The sequence below is a fragment of the Actinoallomurus sp. NBC_01490 genome, from assembly GCF_036227085.1.
In the GTDB taxonomy this organism is placed as follows: domain Bacteria; phylum Actinomycetota; class Actinomycetes; order Streptosporangiales; family Streptosporangiaceae; genus Actinoallomurus; species Actinoallomurus oryzae.
Genome location: NZ_CP109433.1, coordinates 6,236,133 through 6,255,952, shown reverse-complemented (window position 1 = coordinate 6,255,952; position 19,820 = coordinate 6,236,133). Strand labels below are relative to the sequence as shown.

The 19,820-nt window shown below is 73.0% G+C and carries 13 protein-coding genes; 3 read left to right on the top strand and 10 right to left on the bottom strand.

The features are described 5' to 3' along the window. Positions 1–80: 80 nt before the first annotated feature. Positions 81–698: a LysR substrate-binding domain-containing protein gene (locus OG417_RS29175; protein WP_329262690.1), complete on the bottom strand. Its 618-nt coding sequence runs from the start codon at positions 696–698 to the stop codon at positions 81–83. Between the two features lie 101 nt (positions 699–799). Continuing rightward, positions 800–1,885 carry a helix-turn-helix domain-containing protein gene (locus OG417_RS29170; RefSeq protein WP_329235150.1) on the bottom strand — a complete coding sequence of 362 codons (1,086 nt, stop codon included), beginning with the start codon at positions 1,883–1,885 and terminating at the stop codon, positions 800–802. Between the two features lie 102 nt (positions 1,886–1,987). On the opposite strand from OG417_RS29170, the gene OG417_RS29165 reads away from it, so the two are divergent. Next, on the top strand, positions 1,988–3,235 hold the full coding sequence (locus tag OG417_RS29165) for an MFS transporter (protein WP_329235148.1): 1,248 nt from the start codon (positions 1,988–1,990) through the stop codon (positions 3,233–3,235). A gap of 81 nt (positions 3,236–3,316) precedes the next feature. On the opposite strand, the gene rph is transcribed toward OG417_RS29165, so the two are convergent. The 4 genes from rph to OG417_RS29145 form a co-directional block, all read right to left on the bottom strand. Beyond that, the gene (rph, locus tag OG417_RS29160; RefSeq protein ID WP_329262686.1) at positions 3,317–5,914 is read right to left on the bottom strand and encodes a rifamycin-inactivating phosphotransferase; all 2,598 of its coding nucleotides are present in this window, start codon (positions 5,912–5,914) and stop codon (positions 3,317–3,319) included. A gap of 263 nt (positions 5,915–6,177) precedes the next feature. Then, positions 6,178–7,173, bottom strand: a complete 996-nt coding sequence (locus tag OG417_RS29155) for an amidohydrolase family protein (RefSeq protein WP_329235145.1) — start codon at positions 7,171–7,173, stop codon at positions 6,178–6,180. Then, positions 7,170–7,922, bottom strand: coding sequence for an SDR family NAD(P)-dependent oxidoreductase (locus OG417_RS29150; protein WP_329235142.1), 753 nt, complete (start codon positions 7,920–7,922; stop codon positions 7,170–7,172). Before OG417_RS29150 ends, OG417_RS29155 begins: the two co-directional genes overlap by 4 nt. Next, entirely contained in the window at positions 7,919–8,236 is a 318-nt protein-coding gene (locus OG417_RS29145; RefSeq protein WP_329235140.1) for a hypothetical protein, read from the bottom strand. The genes OG417_RS29150 and OG417_RS29145 overlap by 4 nt, the downstream gene beginning before the upstream one ends. 70 nt (positions 8,237–8,306) lie before the next feature. On the opposite strand from OG417_RS29145, the gene OG417_RS29140 reads away from it, so the two are divergent. Both OG417_RS29140 and OG417_RS29135 read left to right on the top strand, forming a co-directional pair. Beyond that, the gene (locus OG417_RS29140) at positions 8,307–9,227 is read left to right on the top strand and encodes a LysR family transcriptional regulator (protein ID WP_329235137.1); all 921 of its coding nucleotides are present in this window, start codon (positions 8,307–8,309) and stop codon (positions 9,225–9,227) included. Between the two features lie 229 nt (positions 9,228–9,456). Next, positions 9,457–13,530 carry a bifunctional nitrate reductase/sulfite reductase flavoprotein subunit alpha gene (locus OG417_RS29135; protein WP_329235134.1) on the top strand — a complete coding sequence of 1,358 codons (4,074 nt, stop codon included), beginning with the start codon at positions 9,457–9,459 and terminating at the stop codon, positions 13,528–13,530. A 16-nt stretch (positions 13,531–13,546) separates the two neighbouring features. Here OG417_RS29135 and OG417_RS29130 read toward each other — a convergent pair whose 3' ends face one another. The 4 genes from OG417_RS29130 to OG417_RS29115 all read right to left on the bottom strand — a co-directional run bounded on the left by OG417_RS29130 (position 13,547) and on the right by OG417_RS29115 (position 19,818). Beyond that, positions 13,547–16,345 carry a hypothetical protein gene (locus tag OG417_RS29130; RefSeq protein WP_329235131.1) on the bottom strand — a complete coding sequence of 933 codons (2,799 nt, stop codon included), beginning with the start codon at positions 16,343–16,345 and terminating at the stop codon, positions 13,547–13,549. Continuing rightward, positions 16,342–18,135, bottom strand: a complete 1,794-nt coding sequence (locus OG417_RS29125) for an HSP90 family protein (protein ID WP_329235127.1) — start codon at positions 18,133–18,135, stop codon at positions 16,342–16,344. Before OG417_RS29125 ends, OG417_RS29130 begins: the two co-directional genes overlap by 4 nt. 133 nt (positions 18,136–18,268) lie before the next feature. Next, on the bottom strand, positions 18,269–19,414 hold the full coding sequence (locus OG417_RS29120) for an RNA polymerase sigma factor (protein WP_329235124.1): 1,146 nt from the start codon (positions 19,412–19,414) through the stop codon (positions 18,269–18,271). Next, positions 19,411–19,818: a YciI family protein gene (locus OG417_RS29115; RefSeq protein ID WP_329235121.1), complete on the bottom strand. Its 408-nt coding sequence runs from the start codon at positions 19,816–19,818 to the stop codon at positions 19,411–19,413. Before OG417_RS29115 ends, OG417_RS29120 begins: the two co-directional genes overlap by 4 nt. Positions 19,819–19,820: the final 2 nt, after the last annotated feature.

Genomic DNA, 19,820 nt, shown 5'->3' with positions numbered 1-19,820 from the left:
CGGGAGACCGTCGCCGCGGCCATGCTCGACGAGGCCGAGACACCCCGCTTCCCCGGCACGGTCGCCCTGCCGCTGGACCGCTAGCCGGTGACGATCTCCGCGAGAGATGCCCGCACCTGGTCACGGAGCCAGGCGTGGGCGGGGTCGGAGTCGCAACGCTGGTGCCGGTTGCAGTTGATCACCGCCGGCGGCGACTCCACCGGCAGTGGCCGGGTGATCAGCCCGAACGCCTCGATGAGCGGGCGGCTGAGATTCTCGGTGCTGGTGACCAGCACGTCGCGGCGGCCGGCTGTTCGCAGGGCCATGGCGACCGCCGCGACCACTCGCCGGCGCAGCCCTTCGGCCGCCAGCACGTCGTCGATCGGTGCGGTGAGACGGCCTCGCCGGGAGACCAGCACGTGCGGCTGCGCCGCGTAGGAGTGCAGGTCCAAGCCGTCCGCGCACGGATGGGCCGGACGCATCGCCACGACGAGCGGGTCGTGTCCGAGAGTCTCGGATCGGAACTCGGGCAGGCTCGGCCGGTCTCCGCCGAGTTCGAGGTCGACGCGGCCCTGGCGGAGATCGTCGGTGTCGGTGGAGTGCTCGGCCAGCACACGCAACCGTACGCCGGGCGCCTGCTCCTGGATCCGGCCGACCGGCACGGGTCCCAGCGATGTGGCGAGCGCGTCGTGGCACTGGATCGTGAAGGCGCGGTCCAGCTCGGCCAGGTTCAGCTCAGCCGCAGAGTTAATGACGGGCTGCCGAGCCGGATGATGCCGCGAAGACGGTGGTCGCCCGCGTTCTGACGGACCGCAGCCGCTCAGCGCAGTACGGCCGCCAGCAGGTCGGCGCCCAACGCCGACAGATCAGCCAGATTGAGGGTGTACCGGACGTAACGGCCGTCCCGCCGGGCCGTGAGAAGGCCCGCACGGCGCAGGACGGCAAGGTGGCGGGACACCTCCGGGGGTGAGAGTTCCCAGAAGTGGGCCAGCTCAGCGGTGGTGTGCGGGCCGCGGACCAGGGTGCGCAGTAGCCGCAGCCGTACCGGATGCGCGAGCGCCTCCAGCCGGAGGGTGACCGTCTCCAAAGAGACCGGTTCCGCCGGACTCTGCTCGGCGACGGGGTACTGCACCACCGGATGCCATCCGGGCGCGTGGACCGCCACCAGGTGCGGGCGGCCGAAGACGCTGGGGATGAAGGTGACCCCGGCGCCACGTGCGGCGGTCGCCTTGTCCTGCACCTTGTCCACGATGATGGATTCGCCGTCCGGTGCCAGGGCGACCGCGCCGGAGACCGAGGCAAGTGCCGCTCCGATGCCCTGGCGCCTGAGCAGTTCGTTCTTCAGGCGCAGATCGGTGGCGAGTTGCACCGCGACGCCCGCCCAGGCGCCGTCGAAGAATGCCTCGGCGCATTCTTCGAGGGTGTGGCGTACCCGCGCCCGCACCGCGGCCGGGTCCGCGAGCAGCCGTTCCGCGAAGGCCTCCTGCAGCGCGCCGCGGGCCTGGGCCACGTCCAGCGCCCGCTCGCGCGCGGTCGTATCGGTGAGCGGCGACGCCCGGCGGAAGTGGACCCGGTTGCTGCCGCAGGTGGTGACGAGCGCGGCGGTCACATACGCCTCGTCGTCGATCCGGTCCACGTCGTCCAGCTCCTCGGCGAGGGTCGGCCGGGGCCGCGCGGGGATCAGGAAGTCGGCCTGTGAGGAACGCCAGAGGAACTCCGCCTCCCTGAGCCGCTCGGCCAGCTCCGGCCGCAGCCCGGCCCAGACGTCCCCGGCCCAGCCGGCGAACTGCGGATGGTGACCGGGCTCGGCCAGCACGTGCAGCATCGCGGTCAGCTCGGCGAGAGGGGAGGCGGCGAACCGCAGTCGCTCGGACGGCAGACCGCTGATGTCGATCCTCAACGTCATTCCCTCATCATCACCGCCCGGACGACCAGGCGACGGCGTCGATTGACGATGTGCGTCAACCGACGTGCCCCGCCCCGGCGGCCGAACGCACCGTCTGAGGCCATGGCGACCATCACCAGAATTCAGCCCCGTGCCCTCGTCCGTGCCTCCGGCGGCCCCCGCTATGCCGTCGCCCTGGCCGTGGACGCGCTCGGCACCGGCCTGCTGCGGCCCTTTCTGCTGCTTTACGGCGTGACGGTACTGCGGCTGTCCGCGCCGGTCACCGGCACCGCCATGACGGCCGGCATCGTCACGGGCCTGGTGTGCATGCCCGGGGTGGGCCGATGGCTGGACCGGGGCGCACGCAGCACGGTCGTGGCGGCGTCGATGCTGGTGCGGGCGCTGGGCGTGGCGCTGCTGCTGGCCACCCCGGCGGGGCACGTCTGGCCGTTCGCGATGGCGGCGCTCTTCCTCGGCATCGGCAACCAGGCATGGCCGGCCGCCCACGCGGCTCTCGTGGCCACGGTCGCGCACGGCCGAGAACGCGACACCGCCCTGGCGGGGGCCCGCGCCCTGCGCAACGCCGGCCTGGGTGCCGGAGCACTGCTCGCCACCGTTTGCCTGGCCGGCGGCACCACCGCGCTGCGGGCGCTGGCAGCCGTCACCGCGCTCGCCTATCTTGCCGCGGCCGCCTTGGCGTGGTCGGTCCACGTGCACGCACGTCCGGCGGAGGCCGCTCCGGCCGAGGACCGGGACGACGAGCCCGCACCTCGGATGCGTGCGCTGCTGGCCGCCAACGTGATCTACGTCTTCTGCCTCAACGTCCCCGAGATCGCGCTTCCTCTGGTCCTGGTGACACAGTTCCACGCGTCCCCGGTGTGGCCGGCGGCCATCTTCGTGGCCAACACGGTGCTGGTGGTCACTCTGCAAGTTCCGGTCACCGCCCTGCTGTCCCACCGCCTCTCCCGACGGACCGCTCTGGCTCTCGCCGGCGTGGTGATCGCCGCTTCCTACCTCGGCTTCCTCGCGGCCGGCTCGCTGGAACACGGCTGGGCCACGCCGGCCGTCGCCGCCGTCTCCGTGGTCTGCACCATCGGCGAGATCATCTACGCGGGCAGCGCCACCGCGCTCGTCGCCGCCCTCGCCCCGGCCCATGTCCTGGGACGCGCCCTCGCCCGCTTCCAGCTGTCCACGGGATTCGGCCTCGCCGTCTCCCCAGCGGTCATCACCGCTCTCGCACCCCACGGCCCGGCCGCCCTCTGGGGCGGCCTCACCGCCGCGACGCTCATCTCCGCCTCCGCCGTTGCCACCGAGACGGACCGAGGAACACGGCCCGGCGGTCGCCGGCGCCGGGCGCGAGCCGGCTCGTGAGCTCGCCGACCGGCAAGGACCACATCGCCGCCGCCCCGGGCGTGCACGCCCGGGGCGGCGGCGATTGCCGGCCGTCGGCGTTCAGGCGAGGATCTGGACGTACCCGTCGGTTCCGTGGACGCGGATCCGCTGCCCGTCCCGGATGAGGCGGGTGGCCCGTTCCACTCCCACGACGGCCGGCAGGCCGTACTCCCGCGCGATCACCGCACCGTGGGTCATGAGGCCGCCCACCTCCGTCACCAGCCCGGCGGCGGTGACGAACAAGGGGGTCCAGCCGGGGTCGGTGTAGGCGGTGACCAGGATGTCGCCCGCCTGGAGGTCGGCCCGCGCCATGTCGGTGATGACACGGGCGCGGCCCTCGATGGTCCCGGCCGAGACGGGGAGGCCGGCCAGCGCGCCGGGCGGGGCGTCGTCACGCCGGTACCGGCCGTTGACGGCCTCGCCGTCGGAGGTGAGGACCCGGGGCGGAGTGAGCGCCTCCTGCGACCGGAACGCCTCGCGCCTGGCCGCGATGAGTTCGGCGTCCACGTCGCCCGTCCGCACGACGTGCTGCAACTCCTGGAACCGGAGGAAGAAGATGTCTTCTCTCTCGCGCAGGACGCCGGCGTGGACGAGGCGATCGGCTTCGCGCAGCAACGCCTGCTTGTAGGCCAGGTAGCGGCTGACCATGCCGTACTTGGGGTACTCCCGGTATCCGGCGAAGGTGCGGACACGGTCGATCATCCGCTTGGTCTCCGCGGCCTTGTGCTCCCCGTCGGGCAGGGCGCGCAGCCGTCCCAGCAGTTCCCGTTCCTTCCGTCGTGACTCTCGGAGTCCCTGTGCGAAGCGTCGTCTGCCGGCGCCCGGCTCGAAGTTGTCGATGTTGCCGAGGAGGGTGGGCACGAGCGCGGCGGGATTCTCGTTCCAGCGCGTCCGGGTGATGTCGATCTCGCCCGCGCAGCGCATGCCGTACTCCTGCAGGTAGCCCCGGATGGCATCGCGTGCTTCCGGTCCGCCGGCCAGCCCGGCCAGTTCGGGCAGGAAGCCGTCGCCGTCCCGGCCTTCGTCCACGACACGGCGCAGGAACGCCACGACGTCCGTGTGTGGTCGGATCGTGTCCGCGACGTCGAGGAGCGCCAGCCCCATCTGCGATGTGACGTTGTGGGGGACGGACTGGGTGAGCGCGTCGGCCGCGTTCTTCTCGCCCAGCCACGTCTCCAGGCGGTCGTTGAGCCACCAGGCCGCCTCCATCGCCGCCATGATCACCTGGTGGCTCTGTGGCGAGAACAGGGTGCGCTTGAGCTCGGCGATGTCGGCCAGGATGAAGTCGAGCAGCGCCGGCCCGGACAGCTTCTGGATCTCGCGCCGGAGGGTGGCGACGGACTCCTGATTGCGCCGGATCAGCCGGGTGACGACGGCCGGATCGGTCGCGATCGGCGCGGGTGGGTCACCGGCGGGCGGGGTGCCGGACTCGTCGTCTGGAAGCGAGCGGAGGAAGCCGCGGCGGTCCAGGACGGTCTGCAGCGCGTCCCGGGTCAGCGGGTCGGCCCTGCCCAAGGTCTGCAGGAGCCGGGCGCGGCCCGCGGGCGTCGCCAGGATGGGGACCACGTCGACGAACAGCCGTCCGCCCGCCTCGTGCATCGGGCTTGGGGTCGTCAGCTGCCACAGGGACAGCCCCAGCGGCCTCATCGCGTCGGTCATCATCTGCTGGTGGCCGACGGAGAGGTAGATGTGGTCGTCCTGGTCATCGGTCGCGGGGATGGGAAACAGGGTGGTGATCGGGCGGCTCTGGAGGATGTGGAAGTCCTCGCCGGTCAGGCACCATTCGATGTCCTGGGGCCGGCCGAAGTGCGCCTCGATTCGCCGACCCAGCCGCACCAGGCGCACGACCTGCGCATCGGTCAGCGCCGGCTGTTCCCGCCGCCGCGGTTCGACCGGTGCCTCCCGGGTGCCGCCGCCCGGCGCCGCCTGGACCGACCTCGGCTTGGCGGCGACCGCCGTGGTGAGGACCTGGTCGTCGCGCACCGTGAAGACGTCCCCGGCGGCCAGGCCGGAGACGAGCGCCTCGCCGAGCCCCCACCCGGCTTCCACGGTGGCGATCTTCCGGTTCGAGGTCACGGGGTCCGCGGTGAACAGGACCCCGGCCGCGTCCGGGAACACCATCCGCTGCACGACCACGGCCATCCGTACCTTCCGGTGGTCGAAGCCATGACGGCGCCGGTAGGTCACCGCCCGCTCGGTGAACAGCGAGGCCCAGCACCGCCGGACGTGCCGCAGGATCGCCGGCAGGCCCGTGATGTTCAGGTAGGAGTCCTGCTGGCCGGCGAAGGACGCGGTCGGCAGGTCCTCGGCCGTCGCGCTGGAACGCACCGCGTAGGAGTCGTGCGCCCCGAGCCGGGCGAGCGACGCACCGATCGCCGCCTCGAGATCGTCGGGCACGGCGATGCCTTCGACGAGGCGGCGCAGGTCGGCGCTCAGTGTGCGGATCGCATCGCGGTCGTCCGGTTCCACGCGCGACAGCCGGTCCAACGCGGTGTCGACCGACGGCGCCTCGGCCACGACCCGCTGGAAGGCCTCCGTCGTGACGCAGAAGCCGTCCGGCACGGGGATGCCGTCGATCCGCGAGAGCTCGCCCAGGTGCGCTCCCTTTCCGCCGGCGTCGGCGACATTCGTCGAGTCGATTTCCTCGAAACCCAGCACGTAGCTCAATTCCGTTGCCCCATCGTTCGTCGATTCGGTTCGCAACGGCGGCAAGTATGAAGCACTTTTTCGCAGCTCATGAGGCGTGCTGATCTGCTATAAAGTGAAACTGGGGGGAGAGGTGCGATCCGCACACCCCACGGCATCCCGGCTTCTGGCCCGACAGGCGATGTCACCTGCCTATTTGGCCGATGGCCCGTCTTGGCAATGCGCGAAGGCCCGTACCGAGATCACCGGTGAGGTGATCGCGATACGGGCCCGGTCTAGGCGATACCGAACACGCGCTCGGCCGTGCGGTGGCCGATCGCCGTCCGCTGATCATCGGTCAGCGGCGTGTCCCGCAGGAAGGCCATGGCGGCCGCCGGGTCCTCGTACGGGAAATCGATCGCGAACATGATGTTGTCCTCGCCGACCGCGCGCAGGGCCAGCCCGAGCACGTCCGGGTCGTCGATGCCGCTCGTGGTGATCACGAAGTTGCGCCGGAAGTACTCGCTCGGCGTGAGCGACAGCCGCGGTATCGGCGTGGCCGCCCCGGCCGTGCGCGTCGCGAACGCGTGCCGGTTGTCGATCCGCCGCAGCCAGTACGGGATGCCTTCGCCGAGGTGCCCGAGCACGATGGTCAGCCCGGGGTGGCGGTCCAGCGTGCCGCTGAGGATGAGCCGCATGGCGTGCAGCCCGGCCTCGGCCTGGAAACCCCAGATGGCTCCGGGCAGCCCGTAGTCGCGGTAGGCGGCGAGCATGCTCGGCGCTCGCGGGTGCAGGTAGATCGGTGCCCGGTGTGTCTCGGCCGCCTCCAGCAGCGGCGCGAACCGCGGCTCGTCCAGGTACCGCCCGCCGGTGTGGGAGCAGATCATGATGCCGTTGAGCCCGAGCGGGCCCATGGCCCGCTCGATCTCGGCCGCGGCGGCGGCCGGGTCCTGCGGCGGTACCGTGGCCAGCCCGCCGAACCGGCCGGGGCGCCGCTCTACGATCGCGGCCAGCGCGTCGTTGAACTCCCGGGCCAGCGGCACCGCGTCGGCCGCCGGATAGGGCTGGACGCCGGGCGGGTTGAGGCTGAGCACCGCCATGTCCTGCCCGAGTGCGTCCATCTCCCGCAGCCGGGCATCGAGATCGACGAGCCGGGCGTGAAACGCAGGAGAACCTTCCACGGTGCGCATCAGGTCCATCTCGGTCTCGTCGCCCGGCACGACGTCCAGGCCGTGCGCGACGCGCAGGAACTCCTCGGTCGCCATGTGCTCCTCGATCGCGATGACCCTCATGCCCGCCGCCCGCCGTCGACCGACATCGCGATTCCGGTGATGTAGGAGGCGGCGTCCGAGCAGAGCCAGACCGCCGCCGCGGCGGCCTCCTCCGGGGCGGCGAGCCGGCCGAGCGGTGTGATGGCCGTCTGCCGCGCGATCATGTCGGTGCCGGCCGCCACCTCCTCGAACCCGGGAGTGAGGGTCGGGCCGGGGCAGACGGCGTTGACCCGGACGCCGTCCGGTGCGTGGTCGACCGCGGCGACCTTGGTGAGCCCGACGACGCCATGCTTGGCGGCCACGTAGGCGGGGGCGGTCGGGATCGCGTACAGGCCTCCGTTGGAGGCGATGTTGACGATCGCGCCGCCGCCTCGCCGTCGCAGGGCGGTCAGCTCGTATTTCATGCACAGGAAGGTCCCGGCCAGGTTGACGCGGACGACGCGCTCGAACTCCTCCAGAGTCATCTGGTCGAGTCGCCGGTGGTGCGAGGCCAGGCCGGCGTTGTTCACGGCGAAGTCCAGGCCGCCGTACGCGGTGACCGTGCCCTCGACGGCGGCCTGCACGGAGCGTTCGTCGGCGATGTCGACCGTGACGGTCAGCGCTTCCCCGCCGTCTTTCCTGATCAGCTCGGTGGTCTCGGCCGCCGTGCTCTCGTCGATGTCGAGCACGGCGACCGCGGCGCCTTGTCGGGCGAACTCCAGTGCCGTCGCGCGGCCGATCCCGCTGCCGGCGCCGGTGACCAGCCCCACCTTTCGCGATATTTCGTTCATGCCAGCGGCTCGTGGTTGGCCCAGGCGACCTTGTACGGGTACCGCGACTGCCAGCGGTCGATGACCTCGTGCACGCCGGGCGCGCTGAACCCCTTCGCCAGCGCGTCGATGTCGGCGACGGTGACCTGCACGATCGCGGTCGCGATCAGCGCCGGGATGGCCTCCTCCCCGGGGATGGGGATGTGGCGTCCGGTCCGGACCGACTGCACCGAACCGGTGTCGAGCATCACCCGTTCGATGTCCGCGAGATATTGGTCGAGCTCGGTGTCGGGCAGCGGCTGGTCGAAGGAAACGATCATCGTGTGGTTGATCATGCTGCGATTCTCGGCCGCGTACGCCGCCGGTGTCCAAGATCGGTTCGATCTTCGGCGATAACCTACAGGCATGGTTGAACTGGAGACTCGTGAGCTGGAGTACTTCATCGCGGTCGCCGAGGAGCTGCACTTCGGCCGGGCCGCCGTCCGGCTCTCGATCGCCCAGCCGGCGCTGTCGAAGGCGATCCGGCGGATCGAGGCCCGGCTCGGCGTCCCGCTGTTCGTCCGTTCGAGCCGGCACGTCGAGCTCACCCCGGCCGGAAAGGCGTTGCAGGAACACGGGCGGCACGCGCTCAACGCGGTCAGCGCCGCGGTCCGGAACGCCCGGCGCGCCGCCGACGCCGAGGACCACTTGCGGCTCGTGCTCAAGCCCGGCGGCGACGCCGGCCTGCTGTCGGGAATCTTGGCCGAGTACGCCCACCAGCCCGACGCCCGCCGGGTCGACATCCTGTTCAGCGGCCCCGCCGACCGTTCGGACTTCCTGCGCGACGGCCGTGCCGACGTCGGCCTGCTCTACGCGCCGTTCGACGATCTCGACGGCCTGGACCACGAGACGCTGCACGTCGAGGACCGTGTGGTCATCGTCCCGTCCGGGCACCGGCTGGCCGCGCACGCGTCGGCGCGCATGTCGGATCTGGAGGGCGAGACGCTGCCGCGCTGGAAGGGAGTCCCCGGGGGCGACGGCACCGGACCCGAGGTCGCCGACGCGGTCCAGTTGCTCCACATGATCAGGGTGGGCCGGATGATCGGGGTACTGCCCCGCTCGCTGGCCGAACCGGTCCCGGACGGCGTGGTCTGCGTCCCGGTGACCGACGCGCCGCCCAGCCGCCTCGTACTCGCCTGGAACGAACGGGATCGCCGCCCGCTGGTCGCCTCGTTCGTGACCGCCGCGCTCAGGCAGCGCCGGCACGAGACCCGAGCGGACCTCGACGCACCCGAAGCGCCGCCAGGACCTCAGGGCGAGCGCCTCCCGGCAGAGGCGGCTCGGTGACGGCGGACGAGGCACGCTCAATGAACTCGGCCCGTTACCGGCAGGCCTTCGATCCCCGCTGACCGGTCCCGCCTTCAGGGCATCGGACGCCTGGTCATCAGCGGTTCTCACATCGGCCGCGCGTCGGGTGTGTGCGGGATGTAACGGCTCGCGGCATCCGGCGTCACATGAGGTTAACCGGCGTTTCGTACGTTCGGCGCGCTGTCGGACGAGACGAGGGGGCCGATCGTTGACCGGGAGGGACCCGCAGGCCACGACGAAGGTGCGGACGGTCTGCTCGTACTGCGGGGTCGGCTGCGGCCTGGTGCTGGACGTCGCGACGGGCGCCGACGGCCGCCGCACGGTGGTCAAGGCGTCCGGTGACAGGTCCCATCCGGCCAACTCCGGGCGCCTGTGCACCAAGGGCGCCACGACCGCGGACATGCTGGCCGCGCCCGGCAGGCTCACCACCGCACTGGTGCGCCCCGAGCGCGGCGCCGAGCCCGTTCCGGCCGCGGTGGACGCGGCGATCACCGCGACGGCCGGGCGGCTGCGGGCCGTGATCGACCGGCACGGCCCGGACGCGGTCGCGCTGTACGTGTCGGGGCAGCTGAGCCTGGAGGCGCAGTACCTGGCCAACAAGCTCGCCAAGGGTTTCATCGGCACGAACCAGATCGAGTCGAACTCGCGGCTGTGCATGGCCAGCGCGGGCACCGGCTACAAGCTATCGCTGGGCGCCGACGGGCCGCCCGGGTCCTACCAGGACTTCGATGAGGCCGACGTCTTCCTCGTCATCGGCTCCAACATGGCCGACTGTCACCCGGTGTTGTTCCTGCGGCTGATGGAGCGGGTGAAGGCGGGCGCCAGGCTGATCGTGGTCGACCCGCGGCGTACCGCGACCGCCGACAAGGCGGACCTGTTCCTGCAGATCAGACCGGGAACGGACCTGGCGTTGCTCAACGGCCTGCTGCACCTGCTGGTCGAGGGCGGGCACATCGACACCGCCTTCATCGCCGACCGTACCGAGGGCTGGGAGGCGATGCCCGAGCTGCTGGCCGGCTATCCGCCGGCCACCGTCGCCGAGATCACCGGCATTCCCGAGAGCGACATCCGCACCGCGGCCGAGTGGATCGGCACCGCCGGCGCGTGGATGAGCTGCTGGACGATGGGGTTGAACCAGAGCACCCACGGCACCTGGAACACCAACGCCCTGATCAACCTGCACCTGGCCACCGGCGCGATCTGCCGGCCGGGCAGCGGGCCGTTCTCCCTGACCGGCCAGCCCAACGCCATGGGCGGCCGGGAGATGGGCTACATGGGTCCCGGCCTGCCCGGGCAGCGTTCGGTGCTGGTGGAGGAGGACCGCGCGTTCACCGAACGGCTGTGGGGGCTGGCGCCGGGCACCATCCGCGAGGACGGCGCCGGGCAGGGCACCGTGGAGATGTTCCGGCGCATGGCCGGCGGGGACATCAAGGCCTGCTGGATCATCTGCACCAACCCGGTCGCCTCGGTCGCGAACCGCAGGACCGTCATCGACGGGCTGGAGGCGGCCGAGTTCGTGGTGACCCAGGACGCCTTCGCCGACACCGAGACCAACGCCTACGCCGACGTGGTGCTGCCCGCCGCCCTGTGGACCGAGGCCGAGGGTGTGCTGGTCAACAGCGAGCGGAACCTCACCTTGGCGCAGCGGGCCGCCGACCCGCCCGGTGAGGCGCTGCCGGACTGGCAGATCATCGCGCGGGTCGCCTGCGCGATGGGGTACCAGGACGCCTTCTCCTACTCCGGCCCCGAGGAGATCTTCGAGGAGATCAAACGGGCCTGGAACCCCGCGACCGGCTATGACCTGCGCGGGGTGACCTACCGGCGGCTGCGCGCCGGCCCGGTCCAGTGGCCCGCCCCGGACCCCGCCGGCCCCGACCGCAACCCGATCCGGTACCTGGACCGCGACGGTGACGGGCCGGTGTTCCCGACCGCCGGCGGCCGGGCGGTGTTCTTCGCCCGCCCGCACATGCCCGCGGCCGAGATGCCCGACGAGGCCTTCCCGTTCGTCCTGGGCACCGGGCGGGTGCAGCACCAGTGGCACACCCTCACCAAGACCGGCAGGGTCGCCCGGCTCAACAAGCTGGATCCGGCCCCGTTCGTGGAGGTGCATCCGCGGGACGCGCGGGAGCTGGGCATCGGCGAGGGCGACCAGGTGGAGGTCGCCTCCCGGCGTGGCCGGGCCGTGCTGCCGGCGGTGGTGACCGAACGCGTGCGGCCCGGGTGCTGCTTCGCGCCGTTCCACTGGAACGACCTGTTCGGGGAGTACCTGAGCATCAACGCCGTGACCAGCGACGCGGTCGACCCCCTGTCCCTGCAGCCGGAGTTCAAGGTGTGCGCGGTGTCGCTGGCCAAGGTCGCCGCCCCGCCCGCGGGCCCGGCCCACGGTGACGCCAGGACGCTCGTGGCGGCGGGGCCGGCCTCGGCGGAGGCTGCCTCGGCCGCGGCCGTCTTCGGGTTGCCGGAGGTGTCCCGGCCCGTTCTGACCGAGCCCGAGCGCCGTTACCTGGCCGGTTTCCTGGAGGGTCTGGACTCGGGGGCGCCGGGTGTCCCCGTCCTGCCGGCGACGGCGCCGTTCAGCCCGGAGCACGCCCTGTGGGTGAACGGTGTCCTGGCCGGTCTGCGCTCGCGGGTTCCGCGGCCGGCGGGCGCCGGGGACACCGGCCGGGAGATCGCCGTGCTGTGGGCGTCCCAGACGGGCAACGCCGAGGGGTTCGCCGCCACGACGGCCGAGCGTCTCACCGCGGCCGGGCACCGGGTCACCCTGCTGTGCATGGACGAGGCCGAGCCGCGTACGCTGCCGGCCGCCGACGTGCTGCTGATCAGCAGCACGTTCGGTGACGGGGACGCGCCCGACAACGGCTCGGGTTTCTGGCGGGCGCTGGCCGCCGAGGACCTCCCGCGCTTGGAGGGGGCCCGCTACGCCGTTCTGGCCTTCGGGGACTCCTCCTATGAGGACTTCTGCGGTCACGGCCGCCGGCTCGACCGGCGCCTGGAGGAACTGGGCGCCGCGCGGCTGGCCCCGCGCACCGACTGCGAACCCGACTACGAAGCCTCCGCCCAGGCCTGGCTCGACCGGGTCCTGTCCGCCCTGACGGCCTCGCCGCAGGCCGCCGCTCCGCCGCCCGCACCCGCCCTACGGCCCGCCGCCCGGACGGCCGACGGCGGATCGGGGGTGACCACGGCCCGGCTCACCGGCAACCGGCTGCTCAGCGGCCCGGGATCGGGTAAGGAGGTGCGGCGGTTCACCTTCGACCTGCGCGGCGGTGACGTCCCGCTCACCTACCAGGCCGGCGACGCGCTCGAGGTGCGCCCGGTCAACCGTCCCGACCTGGTGGCCGAGTGGCTGGCCGTCACCGGCCTGGACGCCGGCGCCGCCGTGGAGCTGGACCGCATCGGCCCGGTCCCGCTCGGTGAGGCCCTGCACCGGCACCTGGACATCACCGGGATCACCGCGGGCCTGCTGCGTTTCATCGCCGAGCGCACCGGCGACCGGACGCTCAGGCGGCTGCTGCGCCCGGACAACGAGGGGCAGCTCGCGCAGTGGTCGTGGGGCCGCCAGGCCGTCGACGTGATCGCCGAGTATCCCGTCCGCGCCACCGCCCAGGAATGGGCGCAGGTCCTGGGCGGCCTGCGCCCGCGCCTTTACTCGATCTCCTCCAGTCCCCTCACCCAGCCGCACGAGGTCGCGCTGACGGTCTCGGTCGTCCGCTATGACAGCCCGCACGGCCGCGCCCGTACGGGCGTCTGCTCGGCCTTCCTCGCCGGCGCCGATCCCGGCTCGCCGGTGCCGGTCCGTGTCCGGCGTTCCCCGCACTTCCGGCCGCCGGCCGACCCGGGCACCCCGATGGTGATGGTCGGCGCGGGCACCGGGATCGCGCCGTTCATCGGCTTCCTGTACGAGCGGCGCGCCCGCGGGCACCGCGCCCCGAACTGGCTCTTCTTCGGCGAGCAGCACCGCGCGGGTGACTTCTACTACGAGGAGGAGCTGACCGCGCTGCGTGATGAGGGCCACCTCGACCGGCTCGACACGGCCTTCTCCCGCGACCAGCGCGCCCGGATCTATGTCCAGGACCGGATGCGCGAGCAGGGCCACCGCCTGTGGTCCTGGCTTCAGGACGGCGCCCACCTGTACGTCTGCGGCGACGCCTCCCGGATGGCCAAGGACGTCGACCGGGCGTTGTGCGACATCGCCGTCACCCACGGCGGTCTGAGCCCGGAGGCCGCCGCGGCGTACCTCAGGCGGCTGTCCGCCGGGAAACGCTACGTCCGCGACGTGTACTGACCGGCCGCGCGATGTTTCAGTCCGGGGGTGCGGCGACCTGCCGGGCCTCGGCGGTCCGGCCCAGCCGTTCGAGGGTGAGGGCGAGCGCCTGGGACGCCGAGAGGTGCAGGGCGGTCCCGGCCGGGGCGGCGTTCAGCGCCGCGCGCAGGATCGGTTCGGCGAGGTCGGGGCGGTCGGCGTCGAGCAGCATGCCGCCGTGCAGGAGATCCATCTCCGCCGCGTCGGCGGTCCGGCCGAGCCGCCGGAACGCCGTCGCGGCGCGCGCCGCCCGGTCCAGGGCCTGCGGTGTCCGGCCGGCGCCGGCCAGGATGTGGGCGGCGCTGCGGAAGGTGAGCGCCCAGCCGAGGGTGAGCTGGGCGGCGGGTTCGGCGGGCAGCGCGCGGGTGGCCTCCTCCGCCTGGGCGAGGGCGGCCAGTGCCCGCTGTCCCTCGCCGGCCCAGTGCAGGGACAGCGCCTCGGCCGCGCGGCACAGGGCGGTCAGGTGCCGGTCGCCGAGCCGGGCCGCGGCGTCGCCGGCCGCCCGGTAGGCCTGTGCCGCCTCGGCGTCCTGGTCCAGCAGGTCGTAGATCTGGGCCGTCGGGATCAGCGCGTTGACGAGCAGGCGCGGGTCGTCCTGCGCGCGAGCGTTCTGGGCGAGTTTGTCGTACTCCTCCTTGGCGAGGGAGTGGTCGCCGAGCATGCGGTAGCCCTCGGCGAGCAGGAGGCGGTTGTCGTCGGCGATCTGGGGGCGCTCCAGCCGGCCGAGTTCGCGCAGCCGGTCCAGCCACGCGGCGACGTCGTCGGCCGCCTGCACCGCGTCCTCGACGCGGCCGGCGGCGCGGTAGGCCACCGCGAGCTGATATCCCTGTTCGGCGGTGTCGTCGTCGCGTGAGCGCGCCTCGCCGACCGCGTCGATGAGGTCCTCCAGCGCGTCGGCCGGCCGCCCGGCGGCCATGAGCGCGAGGCCGCGCCGGTAACGCAGGTAGCCGCGGAGCTGCGCGGGCGCCGTCGGCGGGAGCGCGGCGAGTTCTGTTTCGACCCAGGCGGTGAAGACTCCCGGTGTGCCGGCCCGCTCGTGGGCCTTGCGCGTCACCTCATGGGCCGCGACGAGCCGGCCGGGTGCGCCGGCGGCGGTGTAGGCGCCGCGTGCGACGTCGGCCAAAGCCATCACCTGCGCGGGCGGGGCCGCGTCGATCTCGCGCCAGTGTGCCTCGGTCAGGGCGAGCGCGCCGATGAGGACCGGGTTCGCGGCGATCCGGGCGTGCTGGGCGCCGCGGGCCAGCGCGCTGTAGGCCGCGTTGTCGTCGCGGGCCTGCACCAGTGCGCGGGCGTGCAGGAGCTCACCGTAGGCGATCATCTGGTGGTCGCCGGTGCGGTGGAGTTCGCCGACGGCCCGCGCGACCGTCTTCAGTCCCTTCTTGACCTGGCCGTGACGGCTCAGCCAGTGGCCCAGCCGGCACTGGCAGACGAGGTGGCGCAGGTGGTCCCCGGCCTGGCGGTGGGCTTCGGCGGCCCACCGGAACCGGGCTTCGGCGTCGTCGCCTCCGGCGATCAGCGCGGTGAGCTCGGCGTGCCGTGCGGCGAGGTGCGGCGGCGGTGTGCCGGCGGCGTCCAGGCATCGGGCGGCCTGGGTGTGCTCGTCTCGCTGTTCGTGCCATTCGGCCTGGTCCAGCAGCGACTCGGGGGGTGTTCCGGGCGGGATCGGCACCGGGCGGGGGGCCTTGCGGGCGGTCGGTGTCAGCGGCAGGAAGTCGGCGATCGGCGGGGCGGCCAGGCGGGCGCGGATCCGGTCGCCCTGGTTGGTCGTGCCGTTGCGCCGGTCGAAGCGGGCGGCCAGCTCGCGCGCGGTGGTGTCCATCTCCTGGTGCAGCTGCGCCACGGTCCAGGTGAGGTCGGTGCCGGCACCGCGGACGGTCTCATCGCCCCGGCCCGCCTCGACGAGCCGCCGCAGGAGCACGGCCCCGGCGGTGGCGAACTCCATCTTGCCGTTGGGGCGGTTGAGCGTGGGGTAGCCGCCGAGGTGTTCGCGCAGCGCCGACAGCCCGGTCTCCTCGTTGCCGGTCAGCGCGCAGAACTCCACTTTCATGCCGCCGTACTCGAACCGGTAGACGTCCTGGTACATCGCGCGGCGGGCCCGGTGGAAGGCCTGGGCGGCCTCCTCGAAGCGGCCGGCGCGGGCCAGCGGCACCAGCATCAGGCACTGGATGGGCGCGGGCGGTTCGGTGAAGGTGATCTGCCCGGCCAGCACCGGCCCGGCCATGGCCAGCGCCCGTTCGAGGGAGGCGTCGTCGCCGCGCAGGACGAGGCGTTCGATCTCGGCCTCGAAGTCCCAGACCGAGTCCGGGTGCGGGCCGCCGGCGGCCTTCCACGCCCGGTAGCAGCGTTCCTCCTCGGGCCAGTCGCGGGCGAGCTGGGCGACCCAGCGGCGCGCGTCGTGGACCTTGCGCAGGCTGTGGCCGCCGGCGCGGAAGCGGCGTTCCATGTCCTCGAAGGCGCCGTAGATCTGGGCCAGGCTGATCTCGGGGAACTCCGCCATCGACTGGGCGATGTGGGCGTACCAGTTGCGCAGCGCGTAGTCCGCCTCGGGCCCGAACTCGCCCGGGCGGGCGTCGTACTCGCTCAGGCACCGGGAGAACAGCGGGAACGCCTTGTCCCACTGCCGGCCGACGCTGTAGGCGTTGGCCAGGTCGCGGCGCGCGGCGAAGGCCAGCCGGTGCAGGCCGCCGGCGTCGGCGTGCCGCACCACGTCTTCCATCAGCGCGGTCTGCGCCTCGCCGTAGTGCATCTGCCGGGCCTGGTCGAGCATGGCGGCCAGTTCGGCCTCGGTCCGGCTCATCGGGTACCTCCGGCGGCCATCGCCCAGTCGAGCAGGCCGAGGAACGAATGGTTGAGCAGCGCGCTGTCCTGCGGCCGCAGCGGATGGTGGCCCGACAGCAGCGCCTGACCGTACAGGGCCTGGACGCCGAGGGCGGCCAGCGACGGGTCGGGCGCCTCGGCGACGCGCCGTACCACGGGGTTGCGCAGGTTGAGGATCAGCTGGGGCCGGTCGGTCTCGGCGGTGGAGTCCACCGCACCGAGGACACCGGCCCACAGGTCGTTCGCCGCCGACCGCGCCGACCGCATCTCCTGCGCCTGGGCCGCCTCCCGGCTCAGCATGTACAGCGCCGGCAGCGTCGGCGGGTCGAAGGAGCGGGGCACCACGGCGCAGCCGAGCGCGTGGAGGGTGTCGGCGGCGAGCCGCAGGAACGGCCGCAGGCGAGTCTCCAGGTCCGGGTCCGGCGGCTCGAAGCAGGTGGTCAGCTCGGCGGGTTCCAGGCGCCGTACGCTGATCGCCGGGTCCAGCACCGGCAGCCGCCGCATGATCTCGATGTCGTAGGCGTATCCGCCGTTGACCAGGCCGAGGTTCTGGGCGGCGGCGACCGCGGCCAGCTCACGGAACTCATCGGCCGTCGCGGTGTAGCGCACCACGGGGTGCCGCCGGCGGAACTCCGCGAGTGTCATGGGCCCCGCCGCGGTCTCCATCGGCCACCAGCGGTCCACCACCCGCAGCATCTCCGCGTCGTGCAGCGCCAGCGCCTTGACGCCCAGGTGGTGGACGGACAGGAACCGCTGGAGCCGGTCCGGCGCGGTGGCGGCGAGCCGGACCAGCCAGTCGCGTACCTGGGCGCCCAGCGCCTCGCGGGTGTCGGCGAGCAGGTCGTCCTCATACAGCGCCTCGCGGCCGGCGGTCGGGCGCAGCTCGGTGGTGTCGACGACGCATCGGAGGAAGAACGCCCATTCGGGCAGCAGCGTGTCCACGCTGTCGGACAGCAGCATGCGGCGCAGGTACACCCGGTGGCCCGCTCGGGCGGCCGGGTTGGCGGCCATGGGCAGCACGAACGCCAGGCCGGTCAGCCCGGCCTCGGGGACGGCCAGGTCGATCACGTCGAACGGCGCGAACCCGAAGACGCGTTCGGCGTACTCGCGCAGCGCCGCGGCGCGTGCGGCGGGGGAGGGGTGCCCGCGCTGCCAGGGCAGGGTCCCGGAGTTCACCCGCCGGCCGGCGATGGAGATCTCCACCGGCAGCGCGTCGGCGTACCGTACCGCCAGGTCGCCGGCCATCGCGCCGCTCAGCCACTGCTCGGTGCCATGCCGTGGCCGCAGCGTCACCGTGGTGCCGGGTTCTGGCCGCTCCCGGGCGGCGGGCGCCACGCGGTACCGGCCGTCGGACAGGCCGGTCCATTCCACGGTCGGGCCGCCGCGGGCGGACCGGGTCAGCACGTGTACCTCGTCGGCCACCAGGAAGCACGACAGCAGGCCGATGCCGAACTGGCCGAGGAACTCGTGCCGCGCCAGCCCCAGTTCGTCCCGTTTGGAGCTGCGGCCGATCGTGGCGAGCAGTTCGTGCACCTCGCGCTCGGTCAGGCCGATGCCGCTGTCGCGTACCCGCAGCGTCCCGTCCCCGGTCGCCTCGGGCGGGTCGATCGTCACCACGGCCGGTGCGTCCGGTTCGGCCTGGCGGCGAGCGGTGATCGCGTCGGCCGCGTTCTGCAGGAGTTCGCGCAGGTACACCTGAGGACTGGTGTAGAGGTGGCGGCTGAGCAGATCAACCACGCCCCGAAGATCAACCTGGAAGGCCCGTTCCACACCCCGCCCCTTGCCTGTGTTCGGTCAGGGAATGGTAGTGCCGGGCGATCGGCGGGCGCCGACGCAGGGCGGCCGGCTTGGTGCAGATCCGCCGCGTCGCGGGTTCGTGCGCGGGCACCGGTACGGCGGGGGCTCAGGGGCGCGGCCGTTGCCGCACCCGTGCGGCCTCGCGGGTGAGGTGGTTGTGCTCGGGCAAGCTGGTGGCGGCGCGGGCGGCCTCGGCGTACAGCTCGGCGGCGCGCGGGAGGTCACCGGCGCGTTCGTGCAGGTACGCCGTTACCGCGGCGTAGCGGGGCAGGCCGGGGTCCACCTCGGCCAGCGCCGCCAGGCCCGCCTGCGGCCCGTCGGCCTCCCCGACCGCCACGGCGCGGTTGAGCCGCACCACCGGGCTGCCGGTGATTGCCAGCAGTTCGTCGTACCACTCCACGATCTGCACCCAGTCCGTCTCACCAGTGCTCGGGGCGTCGGCGTGCAGGGCGGCGATCGCGGCCTGTGCCTGGTATTCGCCCAGCCGGTCGCGGGCCAGCGCGGCCTGCAGGATGCTCACCCCTTCGGCGATCAGGGCGGTGTCCCAGCGGGAGCGGTCCTGCTCGCCGAGCGGTATGAGACGGCCTCCCGGGCCGGTGCGGGTGGCGCGGCGCGCATGGTGCAACAGCATGAGCGCGAGCAGCCCGGCGACCTCGGGCTCGCCGGTCAGGGCGGTGAGCTGGCGGGTGAGGCGGATCGCCTCGGCCGCCAGGTCGACGTCTCCGCCGTACCCCTCGTTGAAGACGAGGTAGAGCACGCGCAGCACCGTGCCCAGATCGCCGGGCCGGTCGAACGGCAGCCCCGCGATCCGCCGCTTGGCCCGGCTGATCCGCTGCGCCATGGTCGCCTCGGGCACCAGGTAGGCCGCCGCGATCTGCCGGGTGGTCAGGCCGCCGACCGCGCGCAGTGTCAGGGCGACGGCCGAGCCCGGCGGCAGGGTGGGGTGCGCGCACAGGAAGTACAGCCGCAGCGTGTCGTCCGCGGCGGGCGTGGGACCGGCGGGAGGCTCGGCGTCCACGGCGAGCTCCCGTCCCCGGCGTGACGCCTCGGCGCGGGCGGCGTCGAGGAACCGGTGCCAGGCGACCGCGACGAGCCATGCCTTCGGATCGCGCGGCGGATCGTCCGGCCAGGTCGCCAGCGCCCGGATCAGGGCCTCCTGCACGGCGTCCTCGGCCGACGCGAAGTCGGCTCCGCGGCGGACGAGGACACCGATCACCGCGGGCACCAGCTCCCGCAGCAGCGCTTCGTTCACTGGGTCAATGTAGGCGACCCGGTGAGGAACGGCCGGAGCTCGAGCCACTCGTGGATCGGCTCGCCGCCGGGCCCGGGGGCGGCGGACAGCTCTCCGGCCAGCTGGACCGCGCGGTCCCAGGACTCCACGTCGATGACCATCCAGCCCGCGATGAGGTCTTTCGTCTCGGCGAACGGGCCGTCGGTGACCGGTGGGCGCCCCTCGCCGTCGTAGCGCACGAACGTGCCCTCGGGCGCCAGTGCCTGGGTGTCGACGAACTCGCCCGTCTCCTCCAGGCGGGCCGCGAAGTCGCGCATGTACTGCACGTGCGCGTCGATCTCCTCCGGCGTCCACTGGTCCATCGACCCGTAGTCGACGGTGCGGGCCGGGCCGCCCCGGTAGTGCTTCAGGATCAGGTACTTCACGG